Origin of the sequence: Pseudomonas sp. PS01297, from assembly GCF_029959305.1 — a bacterium.
GTDB classification, from domain to species: Bacteria; Pseudomonadota; Gammaproteobacteria; order Pseudomonadales; family Pseudomonadaceae; genus Aquipseudomonas; species Aquipseudomonas helleri.
Genome location: NZ_JASCPQ010000001.1, coordinates 129,129 through 147,795, shown reverse-complemented (window position 1 = coordinate 147,795; position 18,667 = coordinate 129,129). Strand labels below are relative to the sequence as shown.

13 protein-coding genes are annotated in these 18,667 nt (G+C 52.8%); 12 read left to right on the top strand and 1 reads right to left on the bottom strand.

Annotated features, from left to right (window positions below):
- The first annotated feature begins 2 nt into the window (after window positions 1–2).
- From QMX84_RS00545 to QMX84_RS00510, 8 genes are all read left to right on the top strand, one after another.
- Entirely contained in the window at window positions 3–1,211 is a 1,209-nt protein-coding gene (locus QMX84_RS00545; protein ID WP_282362826.1) for an acetyl-CoA C-acyltransferase, read from the top strand.
- Window positions 1,212–1,274: 63 nt separating this feature from the next.
- The gene (locus tag QMX84_RS00540) at window positions 1,275–2,477 is read left to right on the top strand and encodes a LuxR C-terminal-related transcriptional regulator (RefSeq protein ID WP_282362825.1); all 1,203 of its coding nucleotides are present in this window, start codon (window positions 1,275–1,277) and stop codon (window positions 2,475–2,477) included.
- Window positions 2,478–2,582: 105 nt separating this feature from the next.
- Entirely contained in the window at window positions 2,583–3,959 is a 1,377-nt protein-coding gene (locus QMX84_RS00535; RefSeq protein WP_282362824.1) for a DUF1329 domain-containing protein, read from the top strand.
- Between the two features lie 153 nt (window positions 3,960–4,112).
- Window positions 4,113–5,153 (top strand): Rieske 2Fe-2S domain-containing protein, encoded by a 1,041-nt coding sequence (locus QMX84_RS00530; RefSeq protein ID WP_048387576.1) that lies wholly within the window; start codon window positions 4,113–4,115, stop codon window positions 5,151–5,153.
- A 592-nt stretch (window positions 5,154–5,745) separates the two neighbouring features.
- On the top strand, window positions 5,746–6,957 hold the full coding sequence (locus QMX84_RS00525) for a transporter substrate-binding domain-containing protein (protein ID WP_282362823.1): 1,212 nt from the start codon (window positions 5,746–5,748) through the stop codon (window positions 6,955–6,957).
- Entirely contained in the window at window positions 6,954–7,589 is a 636-nt protein-coding gene (locus QMX84_RS00520) for an ANTAR domain-containing protein (RefSeq protein WP_282362822.1), read from the top strand. Before QMX84_RS00525 ends, QMX84_RS00520 begins: the two co-directional genes overlap by 4 nt.
- Window positions 7,590–7,726: 137 nt before the next feature.
- Window positions 7,727–9,247: an amidase gene (locus QMX84_RS00515; RefSeq protein ID WP_282362821.1), complete on the top strand. Its 1,521-nt coding sequence runs from the start codon at window positions 7,727–7,729 to the stop codon at window positions 9,245–9,247.
- Between the two features lie 119 nt (window positions 9,248–9,366).
- The gene (locus QMX84_RS00510; RefSeq protein ID WP_282362820.1) at window positions 9,367–10,842 is read left to right on the top strand and encodes a cytosine permease; all 1,476 of its coding nucleotides are present in this window, start codon (window positions 9,367–9,369) and stop codon (window positions 10,840–10,842) included.
- A 57-nt stretch (window positions 10,843–10,899) separates the two neighbouring features.
- Here the strand turns inward: QMX84_RS00510 and mdlC are convergent, their stop codons facing one another.
- Window positions 10,900–12,531: a benzoylformate decarboxylase gene (gene mdlC / locus QMX84_RS00505; protein ID WP_282362819.1), complete on the bottom strand. Its 1,632-nt coding sequence runs from the start codon at window positions 12,529–12,531 to the stop codon at window positions 10,900–10,902.
- Between the two features lie 563 nt (window positions 12,532–13,094).
- Between mdlC and QMX84_RS00500 the strand changes: the two genes are divergently transcribed.
- The 4 genes from QMX84_RS00500 to QMX84_RS00485 are packed head-to-tail and all read left to right on the top strand — an operon-like array spanning window position 13,095 to window position 17,946.
- Window positions 13,095–14,531 carry a hypothetical protein gene (locus tag QMX84_RS00500; RefSeq protein WP_282362818.1) on the top strand — a complete coding sequence of 479 codons (1,437 nt, stop codon included), beginning with the start codon at window positions 13,095–13,097 and terminating at the stop codon, window positions 14,529–14,531.
- Window positions 14,532–14,542: 11 nt separating this feature from the next.
- Complete coding sequence (locus QMX84_RS00495) at window positions 14,543–15,352, top strand: hypothetical protein (protein WP_282362817.1); 810 nt, start codon at window positions 14,543–14,545, stop codon at window positions 15,350–15,352.
- Window positions 15,353–16,897: a hypothetical protein gene (locus QMX84_RS00490; protein ID WP_282362816.1), complete on the top strand. Its 1,545-nt coding sequence runs from the start codon at window positions 15,353–15,355 to the stop codon at window positions 16,895–16,897.
- Window positions 16,897–17,946 carry a hypothetical protein gene (locus QMX84_RS00485; protein WP_282362815.1) on the top strand — a complete coding sequence of 350 codons (1,050 nt, stop codon included), beginning with the start codon at window positions 16,897–16,899 and terminating at the stop codon, window positions 17,944–17,946. Before QMX84_RS00490 ends, QMX84_RS00485 begins: the two co-directional genes overlap by 1 nt.
- Window positions 17,947–18,667 lie beyond the last annotated feature (721 nt).

Genomic DNA, 18,667 nt, shown 5'->3' with positions numbered 1-18,667 from the left:
TCATGGACCTGAATGAAGTTGTCATCGTTTCAACTGCCCGAACCGCCTTGGCCAAGTCGTTTCGTGGATCGTTCAACGACACTGAAGCCCCGGTGCTGGGCGGGCATGTGGTGCGTGCTGTAGTGGAGCGCGCGGGCATCGACCCAGCCGATGTCGAGGATGTGATCATGGGCGCCGCGGTGCAGCAGGGCACCCAGGCGTACAACATCGGTCGGCTGTGCGCGTATACCGGCGGCTTGCCTGAGAGCGTGCCGGGCATGGCGCTGGACCGTATGTGTGCCTCGGGGCTGATGAGCATCGGTGTGGCGGCCAAGAGTATTCTCAGCGGTGAGATGAGCATCGCCATCGGCGGCGGTGTGGAGTCGTTGTCGCTGACCCAGACCAAGCACAAAAACAGTTATCGCGCACAGTCAGAGGCCGTGTTGCAGGCAATGCCCAGCGCTTATATCCCGATGATTGAAACCGCCGAAATTGTTTCCCGGCGCTATGGCATCAGCCGCGCCGCCCAGGATGAATACGCGCTGCAAAGCCAGTTGCGCACCGCCGCCGCGCAACGGGATGGCCTGTTTGACGACGAAATTGTCAGCCTGAGCGTGGACAAACTGTTGTTTGCCGGCGATGGCCAGGCCAATGGTCATGAGCGTGTGCAGGTCTTGCGGGACGAATGCAACCGGCCCTCTACGCGTCTTGAAGACCTGGCTGCGTTGAAGCCAGTGTGCAAGGACGGCAAATGGATCGGGCAGGGTGAGTATGTGACTGCCGGCAACGCCTCTCAATTCTCGGATGGCGCCTCGGCCAGCTTGCTGATGAGCCGTGCTGAAGCCCGGCGCCGGGGGTTAACGCCGCTGGGCATTTACCGGGGCATTGCAGTCGGTGGCTGTGCCCCGGAAGAAATGGGCATCGGCCCGGTGATTGCTATCCCCAAGCTGCTCAAGCGCTTTGGCTTGAGTGTCGCGGATATCGGTTTATGGGAGATCAACGAAGCATTTGCCTGCCAGGTACTGCACTGCCGTGATGCCCTGCACATCCCGGCCGAGCGCCTGAACGTGAATGGCGGGGCGATTGCCATCGGCCACCCGTTTGGCATGTCAGGCGCCCGTATGGTCGGCCACGCCTTGCTCGAAGGGCGCAGGCGCGGTGTGCGTTATGTGGTGATCGCCATGTGCATTGGGGGTGGCATGGGGGCTGCGGGCCTGTTCGAGCTGCCATAAACCCTGCTGTTTCAACTCAAACCATGCGGGCCTGACGGTCGGGCCCGCTGCTGGGGAATGGTTATGCAACCTTGTCTGCCCAATGCACAAATCCTGGCGCACATGGGCCTGGAGCTGGCCGATTACGAACAAATGATTGGCGACATCTATGAGTCGGCCTTGAATACGCGCTGTTTGAGTGATTCGTTGAGAGCGGTACGCACGCTGTTCAAGGCCAACTTTGTGACCTTGATCTTGCGCGTCCAGGATGAACCGCTGCTGTCGCCGATGGTGGTCGCGGGTGATATCGAATTGGGGGAGGGCGGGATCAACCATTACGCCTATTACGCCAAATCCACCCTGTTCGACGGGTTGCCCACCGACACGGTGTTCACCATCGATCAACTGATCAGCGATACCGAATGGCGCCGCTCGGCGTTTTACCTACTGTTTTGCGAGCCCCACAATTGTTACCACATGCTCGGAGCCGATATCCGCATGCCAGATGGCGGCATTGTGCGTTTCAGGATCAATCGCCCATTCGATCATCCGCGTTTTGACGACACCGATCGGGCCATGTGCGCGATGCTCTTGCCGCATTTGCGCCGGGCCTTGCACCTGCATGCCCAACTGGATCGCAGTGAGTCACTGGGCAGCCTGTATTCACAGACCATCAGCCGCCTGGCAGTGGCAACCATCGTGCTGGATGAAAACGGCACGGTGTTGCAACTCAACCCCGTGGCGCGGGAGATTCTCGACAGCCAGGACGGCCTCAAGATCGTGGGTGGCCGACTGGAGGCGACGTACCCCAGTGACAATCGGGAATTGTCACGCCTGGTGCGAAGCGCCTTTCAGCGCGTCAGGCAAGGCACTGGCCAGGGTGTGCAGCAAGCCGAGGCCATGTCGATCTCCCGCCCCTCGGGGCAGGTTAGCCTGGGGGTGGTGGTGGAGTTGATTGCCACCCGTGAACTGCTCGAAAGCAACGGTAAACCCACGGTGGTGGTGTATGTGCGCGATGCGGTGAGCAAGTCACTGGTGAGTACGGTTCTGACTTCGCAACTGTACAACTTGACCCCGGCAGAAACCGCCCTCGCGCTGGAGTTGGCCAACGGCCTGTCGCTGGAAGAAGCCTCTGAGCTGCTGAACATTCGCCGTAATACTGCCCGTGCCCACCTGCGCTCGATCTTTTCCAAGACGGGCGTGCGTCGCCAAACCGAACTGGTGCGGATCATGCTCAACAGCGTGGTAGCCCTGGGCGCGCCCCAAGCGGCTGCGTCCTTGCTGTGACGCTGCGCGGCGCCAACTTGCATTAGTCCGTGCGGACGATGCTGCGGCGCTCCTGGCCTGTCGATACTGGGCAACCGATGTCGAACCCAGAAAAGGAGAATAAAAATGATCGGCACTTATCAGCCCCCTGGCCGGGCCTTGGCGATGTTTTTAGGATGCTGTGCCATTGGCCTGGCCAATGCCGCGCCGCAGGATGTTGCGCGGCTGGGCACTGACTTGACCTGCATGGGCGCGGAAAAGGCCGGTAATGCCGATGGCAGCATTCCTGCATTCAGCGGTAAATGGCTGGGTGTACCGCCCCACGTGGATTTCAAGGGCACCGGTAACCATCCGGTAGACCCGTACCCCGACGAAAAACCGCTGTTTGTGATCACCGCGCAGAACATGGAACAGTATGGCGACGCGTTGTCCGAGGGGCAAAAAGCCTTGTTCAAGCTGTACCCGAGCACTTACAAAATGCCGGTGTACCCCTCGCACCGGGATTTCCGTTTTGACGACTCGGTGTGCCAGGCCACCCGCGAAAACGCCAGCGTGGCGCGCTTGGTCGATGACGGTGAAGGCGTTGTCGGCAAGACCGGCGGCACGCCATTCCCGGTGCCGCGCAGCGGTCTGGAACTGCTGAAAAATGCCTCGACCTTCACCTTGCGTGCATGGACTGAGGAATACACCTCCGACAACGCCTATGTGCTCAAAGACGGCAACATCAACTGGGGCCGTGTGCATTCGCGCAACCTGGCCCCGGCGCTGCAACCGGGCAAAATCGGTGAAACCACCGGCAACTCGTCGTTCTACCTCAACGAAACGCTGCTGCCACAGCGGGACAAGGGCGAGATCAATACCGGCACCGAGTTCTGGAACGACAAGACCGAACCCCGTCAGGCGTGGCGTTACGACCCGGGCACGCGTCGTGTACGGCAGTCGCCGGGGTATGGTTTTGACATGTCATTCCCAGGCAGCGGTGGCTCGCTCACGGTAGACGAAGTGCGCCTGTTCAACGGCTCGGGTCAACGTTATGACTGGAAGATCGTTGGCAAACGCGAAATGTTCATTCCTTACGACACCTATCGCTTGCATGCCGCCAACCTCAAGTACGCAGACCTGTTGCCCCCCGGCCACATTAACCCGGATGCCATGCGTTACGAGCGTCACCGGGTCTGGGAACTGGAAGGCACCCTCAAGCCGGGCTATCGCCACCTCTATGGCAAACGCAAGTTGTACATCGATGAAGACACCTGGTTCCCCATCCTCGCTGACAACTACGACAACCGTGGCGAGTTATGGCGCACCTCAATGGTCAATTACTTTTACGCCTACGAGAGCCAGCGGCCGCAAGCCGGTGTGGGTCTTTATTACGACCTCAATGCCGGGAGCTACCTGGCGTTCAACCTGATCAACGAACAGCGTAACGGCTACTTGCTCAACCGGCCGGGTTTCAGCCCGCGGGATTTTGGCCCCGAAGCCGCGCGGCGTTTCGGCCAGTAGGTGTGGCGCCTACTGCGAGTTAATCGCATTTGATCTAGTCCAATTGAAGGATGTTCTCCTTGTGCAGCTGTTAAATGATGGCTACCAAGGGCTCACCCTGTATTTCTTGGGGGCATTACAGGCCCCGAAGTCTGCAACCGAGGAACAATAACAATGACTAAACTCGCTGAAATCAACATCGAGAATGCCCAGCGTACCCACCGTTACGCCCGCGGCTGGCACTGCCTCGGCAACGCCAATGATTACCGCGATGGCAAGCCACATACCCTGAATATTTTTGGTACCCGCCTGGTCGCGTTTGCTGACAGCCAGGGCGCCATCAGCATTCTTGATGCCTACTGCCCGCACATGGGCGCAGACTTGTCCCAGGGCACCATCGAAAACGACCGGCTGGTGTGCCCCTTCCACCATTGGAAATACGACACCGGCGGCAAGTGCGTCGAGATCCCTTACTGCAAGCGCATCCCCCCCAAAGCCAAGACCCGAAGCTGGTTGACCTGCGAAGAAAACAACTTGCTGTTCGTCTGGAACAACCCTGAAGGCCGTCCACCGAAAGAGGGTGTGATCATTCCGCACCTGCCCGAAATGGATGACCCGGAGTGGATCCACGACTGGAACATCGACACCATGCACATCGAGACCAACCCTCGGGAACTGGTCGATAACCTGGTGGATGCCCAGCACTTCGGGCCGGTACACGGCACGCCGACCAAATACTTTGCCAACATCTTCGAAGGCCACATCGGTCACCAGATTTTCCATGGCGACTCCGAGCGACTGGGCGGTGACCTTATCGCGCCATCTGCGTATTACGGCCCGGCGACCCACTTCACCCAGATCAGCTCGATGTTCGGTGATGTGCGTATACACGCCATCCTGCTCAACAGCCACGTGCCCGTGACGGCTAACAGCTTTGACTTGCGCTTTGGCTGCATGGTCAAACGCGTGCCGGGCTGGACCGAAGAGCAGAACCTGGAAGTGGCCAAGGCGTATGTGAAGGGCAACCGCGACTCGTTCTACCAGGACGTGGTGATCTGGAAGCATAAAGTCCGCATCGACAAGCCGGTACTGGCCGAAACCGACGGCCCGGTTTACCAGTTGCGCGAATGGTACGAGCAGTTCTTCACCGATGAAGACCTGATACCGGCCAGCATGGCCGAACGCAGGGAAATCATCACCGTCGACGAACGCTGATTGCAGTCAACCTCTTCAGGTGGCCCGGCAAACACTGCTGAGTGCCTGGAGAGGGTTCTAGAACAAAGAGAAAGCTTTATTTCAATGTTCATAAGAGCACTCACAATGAAAATAAAAAATCATGTCGCCTACTATGTTCCTTTGTTCATTTTTATCGTGATCGCCACCGTCGCGAGTGGCACACCCAAAGAGTCACGAATGACCCAGTTGTGTAAGCAGTATTCAAGCTGCGTGGCCATGATGCCCAGTTTTAGTGGTTGGCCGAGCTTGCGCTAAGGAAGGAGTAGCTATGGTGAGCGCAAATAGTGCTGCGCGGCGCCGATGGAGTAGCGCCTACCGTCCTCGTGATGGATTGAAATATTTTTTCACAAAGGCGTTGACTTGCTATTGGTGAGGAGCGTAATTTCGGATCAGTTTCGCAGTTAACTCGGCTTGTCTGGTTAGTCTGCCGACCTTAATGGTCAATATCGGAACATACATTTACCTGATTGCTCTTGCGGTTAGGTACGGCGAAGAAGCCCGGCATGCCTTAATTGGCTGTTGGGCTTTTTTCGTTTATGACGTTTGATAACAACAAGAATGGCGGTGCACGATGACGCTTTCGACGACAAAACAGACGGTACCGTTAGGACTGCTGTTTTCGACCACTGGGACTTACGGTTCCGTGGGCCAAGCCATGTTGTCCGGCTCATTGCTGGCTATCGAAGAAATTGCTGCTGACAAGCAGTTCGATTTCGCCTTCGAACCGGTTATTGCTGACCCGGGCGGCGACCTGTCGCGTTATACCGAGTTGGCGCAAACCATGCTGGAAGACCGCAGCGTGACCCACGTTGTCGGTTGTTACACCTCGTCCAGCCGAAAGGAAGTAGTCCCCGTATTCGAACGGGCCAATGCCTTGCTTTGGTACCCATCGCACTATGAAGGTTTCGAGTGCAGCGACAACGTAATCTACATCGGCTCATCGCCTAACCAGCACATCGTGCCGTTAGCGGGTTACATGCTTTCTGTTTACGGTAATCGTATCTACACCATCGGCTCCAACTATGTCTGGGCTTGGGAAAGCAATCGGGTCATGCGCGACATCGTCGAAACACATGGCGGTGAACTGTTAGCTGAACGCTACTTGTCATTGGACGACACCGATGTCGAATGGATTGTTGACGAAATTCGCGCACTCAAACCGGATTTTATTTTCTCGACCTTGATCGGCGCCTCGACGCACGCGTTTCTCAATCGCTACACCGAGGCCGTTCGCCAAGGTGAACTGGGTGATTGCCCTGCACCTCCGATTGCGAGCTGCAACCTCTCTGAAACCGAATTGCAATATGTTGATCCGCAAGCACGAGCAGGCCATTTTTCATCTTCTGTGTACTTCCAAAGCATCATGAGTCCAGCGAACAGCCTATTTGTCAGCCAATACAAGGCGCGCTTTGGCGCGGCAAACGTCACGTCGGTAGACGCCGAGGCTTCGTACAACGCGGTTCACTTACTGGCCCGAGCAATACAAAAATCCGGGAAACACGATGTGGCAAGCATTCGTGAAGCGATTACCGAGTGCACCTTTGACGCGCCTCAGGGGGGTGTGAGTGTCGACCCTGGAAACTTCCACTGCGTACTTACCCCCCGGCTGGGGCGGTCGGAGGAGAATGGTCAATTCGAAGTGATTATGGGGGGACACTCACCACTGTCTCCCGATCCGTATCTGGCGTGGTTCGACGCCAAGCATGATGTCGACGCGTGGTCAGTATTTAAAGACTCAAGTAACGCATCAGAGGCTGCTACCCCTGTGCAGGTGGTGAAGTGAAAAGTGCGGCTATTCCAGTTTTCCGCGGGCGCCGCGTTCTACTTTTGCACAAGAACGATCGCGATCGCCAAACACTGGAGTCACAACTCAATCGTCTGGGGATGCTGGTTGAATCCCGAGACACTGCGCAGCGTCATGACTGGGACTTAATTGATGTGTGTTTCTTCGATGCGGACTCAGAGAAGCGTTTCACTTTTCCCTGGGCTTGCAACGAACCAAAAATCCCACTGATTGCAATGATGGGTTCTGAAACACCGGAACGGATCAAATGGTGCCTGGCCAATGGTGTCTCAAGTTTCTTGGTCAAACCTGTGCGCTCGAGCGGCACCTATCTTGCGTTAATGCAGGTCGAACACCGCTTCGAGGAATTGAAGAGGATCAATACGCAAATAAATGAACTGCGTGAGCGGGTGAAGTCGCGACGCATTGTGTTCAAGGCAATGCTGCAGATAATGCATGCATTCAAATTGAATGAAGATCAGGCATTTGAAAAGTTGCGCAGTGTCAGCATGCATCAACAGGTATCTATTGAAGCTCTTGCGGTATCGATTGTATGTGGCGAGCCAGTTGAAAGTTATAAGGATGCTGATGCAGCTAAAAACAAATCACTAAACAAACTTGATGACCACTAAATCGTCTGCAGTGGACGAGTATTATTAAATAATTCATAGCTTAACGCTGACGCGTTTATTTTTGCTCTGCCTTCATGTTTGGCAAAGTGAATCCCCGTGGGCGATTGTCCATAATTACAATAACCGAGGAATATTTCATGACGTTACGCAGACCTTCTCGCAGCGATATTCTTAACATCAGCGAGTCAACCCATGTTCATCTGACCGAGCACGAGTTAAGTGTGGTCGAGCAAATGATCGCCGATAATCTGGTGCACTATGATGTACTTGATCAAATACCCGAGGTCATCCAGACAAACGTTGCAGCCATTCGTATCCCTGGTAGTCGGCCGACGCGGGAGCACGATCCTTTCAACGCAATTGTGCGTACGTGCGACGTCAGGTCGGCTGCACCGATTGAAGGTTCACTCAGCGGTATGAAAATCGGTGTTAAAGACACCATCTGTGTTGCCGGTATCCCTACCACCTGCGGTTCGAAATTGCTTTACGACTATGTGCCCGATGTAGACGCACCGATCGTAAGCCGGATCATCAACGCGGGCGGACATATAACCGCGATGCTTAATACGGACGACTTTGCTTTTTCGGGTGCGGGTCATACCAGTACCTATGGGCCGGGGCTAAATCCACGCAATGCAAAACATGTGGCAGGCGGATCTTCTTGCGGTTCCGCGATCGCCGTTGCAACCGGCCAGGTAGACATTGCAATCGGTGGCGATCAGGGAGGCTCCATTCGAATACCTGCGTCCTGGTCAGGCATCGTAGGGCACAAACCAACGCATGGTTTGGTGCCTTACAGCGGAATTGCCGGATACGACCTTACGCTCGACCATATCGGACCGATGGCCAAAAACGTGGAAAGTGTTGCTTTGATGCTATCCGCCATAGCCGGCAAAGACGAAGCGTGGAGCGATCCTCGGCAGCCCGACTCCATAGAGAAAGTTGACTACACCGCGGCGTTGAGCGGTTCTCTGCGAGGACTGCGTATCGCTGTGGTTGAAGAAGGTTTCAATACGCCATGGTCAATGCCTCAGGTCAACGAAGCGGTGCGAGAAGCAATCAAACTGCTCGAGCATTTAGGCGCCACAGTGCAGAGTATTTCGGTACCAGAGCACAATAACGTAGTCCCCATCTGGAACAGCATCGCGACCGAAGGCGGTATCGACACGTTCTTCCACGGCCTTAACGCTTATGGCACTAAAGCCTGGTACAACACCCGTCAGATGTCGGCGATGTCTAAAGCGATTAAATCCAACGCCAGTGACTTTTCACCCACTGCCAAAGTAAGCGTGATGGTCGCTCACTATATGAAGGAGCAGTACCACGGAGTGTTTTACGGCCGAGCCCGTAATTTGGCGCGCCAGTTGACAACTGTCTACGACGAGGTGTTCAAGCGCTTCGATTTAGTGGTGATGCCGACCACACCGCAAACAGCACATGAAGTTCCGCCGATGCCAGAAGTGGACAGAGCCGCTCATATCTCCCAAGCCCTGAACATGCTGTGTAATACCGCAGCGTTCAACTTGACCGGCCACCCATCGATCTCGGTACCTTGTAAAGATGTCGTCGGTCTTCCCGTCGGACTCATGTTTACCGGTCGTTATTTTGACGATGCAACCGTATTACGGGCTGCCCACGCCTACCAAATTGCACAGTAGTTAAATCAGTTAACACTTAACAGCATCATCACCTGCTTTAAGCCGTATTAGTTACTGACCCGTTTCTATCGCATGTTCCATGCGAGGGGATCTTAATAAATAAAAACGAGGTGAACGCCATGAGCAAGTTTAAAGAATGGTTTCAAGGCCCCCAGGACATTACCGAAGCAGAGGCTGTGGAAGACTATGCGGTAGGGCGTGTACCCAGCCATTATCGCTGGCCAATCCCGGCGATTATTCTGGTTCTTCTGGGTAATTCCACGGCCATGTTCTGGTTCAGCTTAGGCGCCGATATGAGCTACCAAGTGGGATGGCCGACGATGCTGCTGCCAATTACCTATTTGGTGGTGCTGGCAACAATTATTGGTGCCTGCGTTATGAAGTTGGCAGCTAAAGAGGGACTGTCACTGAGCTTGCTGACACGAGGACTGGGCTTTGGCTATATGGGGTCGGCGTTTACCTCGTTGATTTACGCAATCAATTTCATTTTCTATTTCCTGTTCGAAGGCACAATCGTATCCCATGCGATCGCACATTATGCAGGAGTGGAAGTCAGTTCATGGGGGGGCGTCGCAATCTTCGCTGGCATCGGCATCGTGACTATTTGGTTCGTATGGAAAGGCATGTCGTCGATGCAGTTTTTGCAAACATGGGGTGTACCCATTTTTGTGGTGCTGTTCGGTTTTTGCCTCTATCAGTTGACTCAAAATTATGAAGTGGTCGGTCCTTCCGGTTGGCTGCCCCAAAGTCAAAACAGTGCTACTGCGCTGTGGACCGTGATGAATATGGCTAACGGGCAGATTGTCTTCCAGGGCTTGCTGGCTACGGACTACGGGCGATTTGCCAAACCGAACATCACCCACAAAGGTACCGCCACCATCATGCTGGGGATGATGGTGCCTATGGTCGCTGTCATGTTGTGCGGAGCGTTATTGGCTTACACCTTGATCCCGCACATTACTCAGGGTGACAAGCTGACTCAGGCTATGGACCCAGGTTTTATCTTCCCGACTGTGATCGCACTCACGGGTGTGATCTTCACCGTGGTCACGCAAATCCGTATCAACGTGCTCAACCTGTATTCGGGCTCGATCGCCTTGTCCAACACCATGGACATGACGTTCAATTATCGTCCGGGCAGACAGTGGTGGATGCTGCTGGTCTGGTTACTGGGCGTGCTGTTTTACGTGTGCAATGTGCTTCAGTACACCGGCACCTTCCTCGCGATCACCGGAATTTTGACTAACACGTGGGTGTTCATCATCCTTGCCGATTACCTGGTTTGCCGGAAGATATTCAACCTGGCACCCACTGATTTCGTCGAGTTCCGTCGTGAGCACCTGCGCTCGTGGAATCCGTGCGGCGTATTCAGTTTGTTGATCGCCGTAGCAATTGGCGCCGCCGGGATTCTGGGTGCTTACCCGATGTACTACGCCTCGTTCATCGCCATGTTGGTGGGACCGGTATTGCACGTCATTTTCAGTCTGGTGACGAAGGGGCGCTACTACTTCAAGAGCTTTCCGCAGGACATGCCAACCCAATGGCAGCCGGCTGGCGATTACGATGGGCCGAGGCCGGCAGCAGACGCGGCTTGAGGTAATAAATGTCAGAGCACCCAGGACTGAGTGCTCTGACTTAATACCCGGAGCAGGTCAAAGTAGCGGCGGTATGGTCGCTTGCACGGGCACTTCCAGTACCGTTGGCACGTTACGGGTGAAGGCTTCGCGGCAGGCCTTGCGGATCTCATCGAGGGTAGTGGCGCGTAACCCATGGGCGCCATAGCCCTGTGCCAGAGCGACAAAATCCAGACCTGGCAAATCCAGCCCCGGCACGTTCGGCGTTTGTTCCAGCACGGCAAAGGACTTCAAAATCCCGTATTGCCCATTGCGAGGCACGACAAAGAGAATCGGTAACTCGTGCTGCACCGCCGTCCATAAGCCTTGAATGGAGTATTGGAACGAGCCATCGCCGATGATCGCCAGCACGGGGCGATTGCGACCGCTGTCACGCTCAGCCAACGCAATACCGATACTGGCCGGAAGGTTCCAGCCCAGGCTGCCACTGGCAAAGGTATAAAACGAGTCGGGCTGGTCCACAGGCCATGCGCTGTGCAGCTCTGCGAGGTTAGAAGGCGACTCCTCAATCAGAACCGTATTGGCGGGCGTTGCAGCGCGCAGTGCCTGGAACACACTGAGCGATGACAACAACCCATCGGTGCTTTCTGCGTGCGTGGCTGCCGGGTGCGGAGCCAAGCCATGTGCCTGGCGCTTGACCGCAGCACTGCCAACAGGGCGCGGCTTGACCTGAGCAATCAAGGCATCAAGTGACAGGACCGCATCCCCCAGCACACTGTCGCCGACCGGTGCGCGAGCTGCCTCACTGGGGTCGTCAGTGATGTGCAAAAGGCGTAAGCCCGCAGGCAAGTAGTCGCCGGCAACGTAGGGATAATAGCGAAACACCGGGGCGCCAATGACGATGGCCAAATCATGGCCGGCAAGCTTCTGCGATAAAGGCGCAATGGCAAAAGGCAAGCCGCCGGCATACAGCGGATGGCTTTCCGGGAAAGGAGGGCGCTCAGAGGCAGGCGCCGCGTACACCGTGGCCTGCAACTGCTCGGCCAGGGCAATGGCTTGCGGCCACCCTTGGCCACGGGCGATGGCCGCACCATAAATCAGCGCCGGATTAGTGGCGTTGGACAACGCCTGAGCAAACGCACTGAGCACCTCAGGGTCTGGAGCTATTCGTGTGGCCACCGAACGCACAAGGGCAGGGCCTCTGGCGGGCTTATCCCAATCATCCAATGGAATCGACAAAAACACCGGGCCTGCAGGCGGCTGCACGGCGATAGCGTAAGCGCGCATAAACGCGGCCGGGACATCTTCAGCGCAAACCGGCTCATAACTCCACTTCACCCACGGCTTGGGCAAAAGTGCCGGCTCAATATTGCTCAGCCACGGCTCCATCAGCAACATGTCCCGAGTTTGGTTACCCGCGGTGATGATCAACGGCGTTCTGTTCTGAAACGCCGTCAAAATATTGCTCATGGCGTTACTCAACCCGGCACTGGTATGCACGTTAACGATCGCCGGACGCCTATTGGCCTGCGCAAAACCATCCGCCGCGCCAACCGCAGAAGACTCATGCAAGGTCTGGATATAGCGAAAATCGGCCGGGAAATCCTTGAGAAAGGTCTCCTCAGTCGAGCCAGGATTACCAAACATCGTGGTAAGCCCCAGTTCTCGTAGCAACTGATACGTCACATCGCGGACGGTTTTGCCTGTCATGGAAACTCCGATCAATTCATATTGAAGACATTGCGAAATAGCTGATGGGCAGGGTAGTTATTTCGCGCGTGTTCACCACAAGCCAGCGCTGGAACTGCGCGGTGATCAGAACGGAGGGTAGGCGAAGAGGGGGGGCGTGGGGGTGGGGGCGACGAGTGGTTTGTGTGAGGGGGATTGGGTCGAATGTTGTGGGCGCGTGACCAATAGAGACCAATCCTTTCCGGGTTTACATACCCTATGGCTACTGCATGCCAAGGAGCGACAGGCTCACTGAACTTTAGGCTAAAGCATTGATTTCCCGTTAAGCATTCAAACGGGAGAGCCAATTTTTATCTATCAGCTTCCTGATCATGCGCTCGATCTTGCTTTTCATGCTTGCCACAAGACAGTGAGGGCGTCATCATTTAGCCATCATAGTGGCTATCTGATGCGAAAATACGTTATGGACGACGAGTACTGCTGATCCGCCCTCCGAACCGGACACCTAGGCAACATATGTCTAGGCGTTCGTGCGCGCAAAGAAAGTCAGAAATCATTGAAAAACAACGAGTGTAAATATTCAGATGCGTTTTCTAAAACGACTCTTAGCTTTTTTTGCATCCCTTTTTTCGGGACAAGAAACAGAGCATAGCGAACCGCTAATCCCGAAAATCGATCCTGAGAAACTTAAGAAAAAACTTGATCTTCAACGAATTGCTAAAGAGCAGGGCGCAAAGGGAATCCCGCGTAGCAGTGATACACAGCTCACGGCTGCAGAACACGCGGTCCGCGCGGAGCTTGGTCGTATGCGAGAGCAGACAGTGAAATACGGGGAACAGCGCAATAAGCAGATTCAGAATCGTCTGGATTCGATAGACATCACGTCAGAAATAAACCGCGCTATCGAGTTGGGAAACGAGTTTATTCGTACATCCGACCACCACCTTACTCGCGAGGACGCTCGCATTAAGGATTTTGGCGCAGATACAAAAATAAAATTCCAAATCCTGAGTGATTTCCGTAGTAAGAATGGTCTGCCAAACACTCCTGCGAAATGTCCCACTAGCGGCAGCAAATTTCTCAAAATAATGTTGGTGCTAGTCTGTTGCGTCCTGGAGGGTGCTCTAAACGCTACGTTTTTCGGATCTGGTCTAGAAGGTGGTTTGTTAAGCGGATTCATGATGGCTTTCATGCTGTCTTCTTTTAACGTGATCATTTGCTTTATCGCTGGATACGGTTTTCGATATAAAAATCACATTAGAAGCACACGCCGAGTATGGGGTTGGTTTTCTTTCTGTTTAGCAATTACCGTCATGTTGATGTTAGGGGTATTAATCTCATATTTCCGCTATGTATTGACCGCCTACGATGATGGAAGTCAAAACGCCTTTCCACTTGTATGGCAAAGCTTTTTGGCGGGTGTATTCCCCGTGCAGGATTTTGAGTCTTTAATCTTGTTTTTTGGAACCATCTTATTTGGATTCATTGCTCTATGGGATGGCTATAGCTTTACAGATCGCTATCCAGCTTATGCCACTATTTGGGGGCAATATTCTGAGGCTCACCGCAACTACATTGAACTAATCGAAGGGCTGCGAGACAAACTCGAAAACGAGAAATCTGAAGTTTTGAAAAAGATTGATAATGGCGTGCAAGTTGCTAAAAAAGAAATCGAAAAATTTAAATTCAACATGAGCCAAAAGTCGATCGTAAAAAAGCAGGTGAGCGAAACGCTCGTCATGGCTGATGAAACGCTGCAAAGTCTGACCCGCTATTATCAAAATGCAAATTCCATGGCTCGACCTAAGGATGCACCACCACCAGAGTATTTTGACCACCCTGTTACCTTTGGGGTTTTGGAAATGCCAGATTTCTGTACTCAAACAGATGAGGCGCGCCTGCACACTCAAGAGCACTTACTGAAGGATATGGTCGCTCAGGTTGAACCTATCAGGTCGAGAATTCAGTCCTCCTTTAATAAACAGTACAACCAGCTTCAGCCGCTGCAAGACTTGGTATAAGGGGATAACTAATGTCAGTTTATGCCAAGCGTAAAAGCAGTGTCGGAAGTTGGGTTTGGGGAAGCGTGATTGGTGTTGCACTGGTCATGGCACTCTGTGGCATTGGCTACTACAAATTGAGCCACGAGACATTGGACAAAGAAACACTTTGCCCCAGTGGGGGGGCAAAGGGTCAATACGTCGTATTGATTGATAATACTTCGCCGTTCCCATTTACTCAGAAGTCGGCTTTGACCCAGCGATTAAAGATTATGGTGTTGAACGATATCCCTGAAGGCTACATGCTTTCTGTATTCCTGCTAGGAGAGAAATTTGAGCAGTACGAAAAGCCCGTTTTCGAACGCTGTAACCCTGGCCAATGGAGTGATCGTAACCAGTTCACGGCGACTAAGAAGTTTGTTGATAAAGACTTCAATGATAAGTTTTCCAAACCACTAGACGCCGTTGTGCGACAGATCTCGTTGGATGAGCACAGCAAATTGTCGCCCATTTTTGAGATGCTTCAGTTAGTAGGCATCAACGGTTTCGAGCATGCCAATGTGAAGGGTGATCGCAAGCTCATCATCTATTCGGACATGATTGCGAACATGCCCGGGTTTTCAATGTACAAAGGAGTACCTGCCCATTACTCAGACTTTGCGAAATCCCCCTATGGCCGTAATGCTCAGGCACTAGGACTGAGCGGTGTCAGCGTAACGATTAATTTGCTGGCAAATGAACAGAAAACCCCTCAAACCAACCGTCTTGGTGATTTTTGGGCTCACTATTTCGAGGCCAATGGGTCTTCAGTTGAATCAATTGATGCAATGGAGGGGTTGTAAATGGAACCTGACAATCTCGTCCATCGAGTGAAAAGCTATTTTATTGTTGCATTAGTCCTTAAAGCAGCTTTCGCCTATGCAAGCCTGCAGTTGAACGATCCTCAGTGGCTGGGTTTTGTTCTTCCGTTGGTGGTGATGGTTGGCTACTGGGCAGTTGGCTACCAGGTTAGGAAAAAATGGAACACCCAACTCACGCTCGCAAAGTTTGCCGACTCGGTGTACTACCTGGGTTTTTTGTTCACTGTATTCAGCATTATTGTTTGTCTGATCGACATTAAATCTATTGGTGACAATCTCAATGGGATGGCAGCGCGTTTCGGTGCAGCCATGGTGAGTACCGCGATTGGTATGGCCGCACGAGTCTTTCACACAGGGTTTAGGGTTGACACTAATGATGCGGTGAAGGGCGTCGAGGAACGGGCCATTCAGTCTGCCGAAAATCTTGCAATGTCTTTTGATGCTGCCAGCCAGCAGCTTGAGGTTTTCAGAGATCAAGTTATGGCAGCGTCCAAGGAGGCGGTACAAAGCGTCCATGAGCAGATCACCGCCATTTCGCAGCACAGTACCAACACGATGGAATCCTTTTTTACTAATGCCACGCGTCAAAGTAATGATGCATTTGAGCGCATCCTCACTCAAGCAAATGAAGCGAGTACGAACTTACTGATCACCATCAATGGCTTGCGTGAGAAAAGTGAGCAAACCCTTGATCGTATGGAGTGCCACGCCCTCGATTTTGGCAAGAAAGCGCAAGACAGGCTTGACCACACCTTGTTCCCGGATGACCTGTTCTCGCAAAAATTAAACCCGGCTATTGATACGCTGTCAGGAACTACAGAAAATCTGAACGAAGGTGTCTCGACATTGGCGCTAGACGTCAAGACAGCTGTACGGATGGTGGGTACTTCTATTCGCAGTTTGAATACTAAGACGGAATCGATAGGTCAGGCGATTACTGCAGTGGGCTCAATCGTAGAAAATCAAGAGCGTCTTGTGGAGTCTATGAAAGCTCAAAGTCAGGATGTTATGAAGCAAGTGGAGGGTCTTCAAAAGGACTATCTGGACTCTCTGGATGATCAGCGTGAAGACTTCATGGCAGACATGAAAGCTAACCAGCACGTTTTCGCTAAAGTGGTCGACAAACTTGAAGAGTTGCAAACCACTGTTCGAGACGATAGTGCATTAGAGCGTATCACTCAGGAAGTATCAGGCGCGCTGCGCGCCATCAGTGTTGCAGGCATCAAAAGCAACGAAACACTAGCTGAAGGTTTGCGCACAACACTTATGCCCTTGGTTGAAGCAGTTATAGCCAGTACCGATGAGCACAAAGTTATGGCCGCCAACATCGAGACAAGTAACCGCAGCCTTGAGGCGGCTCATTCATATTTAATGGATGAGCTGATGGGTAAGATTGATCTCATCAACAAGTCTGAGAAGCACACACCAAACACCGATGAAACAGTCGATGGGCCTTCGCTAGAGTCCATTACCGAAGCGACGTTGGCGCTGGAAAAATCCAGTCCGGAAGAGATGAGAACCGCCTGATGAGTTCTAAAAGCGATCAGGTGTTTCAGCTTTCACTCACAGAAATCTGGATCATTCTTTGTTTTATTTTGCTTCTATTGATGGGATACAATGTTTGGGAACTCGCTCATAAGAATTTGGCGTTGTCAGACAAAGTGTCCTCCTATCAGAATCTTGATGAGCGTGAACATGCCATCAAGCTCGCAAGTGATGAGCTCAAGACACGGCTGATCTCGCTTAAGGTGAAAAATCCTGAAGAAATCATCTCGAAGCTCGTTGACGCTTCCAAAGCAAAAGAAGAGGCCAGCCGTCTCAAGGTTTTGCTAACGCAGAAAGATGAGCTTCTTACAACGCTTGCAGCGATCGACAAAGCTTTGCAAGAGGTTGGTAGTAAAAATAAAGGAGAGGATGCCAAACGTCTGATTCTGGAAACGATGATGTCCTATGAGCAGCTCAAAAAACTGGTGATAGACCCTGACGATGAAAACGAGGCTCAACCAACGGATGTCATTAAACGAATCGGCGCTCTAAATGCAACCGAGCAATTGTTAAAGACTGCATTAGGACAGGATGGCAGCCCGACTTCCGAGCAGATTTCGAAGATAGTCAAGAATGCCGAATCTTATGTTCAAGCAGAGAAATTTGGGTTGAATCCTACAACATTGCAGAAAACCAATAGTGATTTGAAGGGCCAGGTTCAGTTTCTACAAAACAAACTAAATAGAGGGAAGGGTGGTGATCTTCCACCTTGCTGGGCGAATGAAGCAGGTAAAGCCGAGATGTTTCTTACGGTCTATTTGAAGGACGACTCAGTTAGCTTTGAACCAGCGTGGCCGTCGACTCGACAAGCGGATGCTGAAGCGCTTCCCAATTATTCCGCATTGATGTCTAACACCTCTAGAACATATGAAGATTTTCTTCAGGCAACTCGACCAATTTCCGATTTGGCCAACCAACGAGAGTGCAAGTTTTACGTACGATTGGCGAGCCAGATTCAAGGCGCGGTGCTGTCAGATCGGCGTCGTTTGATGATAGAGACGCAATTCTACAAGGTGGAACTCAGGCGTTAAGTCGACGGTGCTCTGTTTTTGATGAGCTCGCGCAGTAACCGACTGTCATTCGGCGGCATGAGCTTTAACCGATGCCGCCAAATGACAGTCGATTAAGGCTGGGCATAAGCAGGACATGTATTCGATGCAGCTATTTCATCAAGAATCGCAGTCCGTAGTGAGATCCGACGTTTAGAGCAAAAGTCAGAGCTCTGCCCATGAAACACGATTTAACAAGTGGGCGATGTTAGATGTTCATGTGTCGGTCCAAGCGCCGTTATAGATGGCTTAGCGTTCTATGAATTGAAGTAGTTGTTCATCTATATGTGTTTATGAACCTTGTTCGTCCAGTACAACGGCAGCAGCGTCTGCTTGGAGATGGGCAACCTGAAATAGGAGGATAAGACATCGTAGATATTCACGAAGAGTCCCGAAATCGCCATGTCCGGCGCCTTGCTCAAATTGTGGAGCTGAATGTTCATAAATGATGTTCATGACAGACAGCTCTCAATGGGGCCGCGCCCTTTTTAGGGTCGCGGCTTCATTCATACTGGACCGACTCAGCTCACCCTAGCGTGATTGAACCCGCCTGCTCTTGATACCCTTTGTGCAGTTTCTCCGCGATTGACGGTCACGTGATCCTGATACTTGAAACCTTGCTTTGCCGCAGGCCCTCCTTTATTCGATGGGCTAGAAGTACGCACCATGACATCCCTGCATTGCGAAAATTTACTGGAAACCT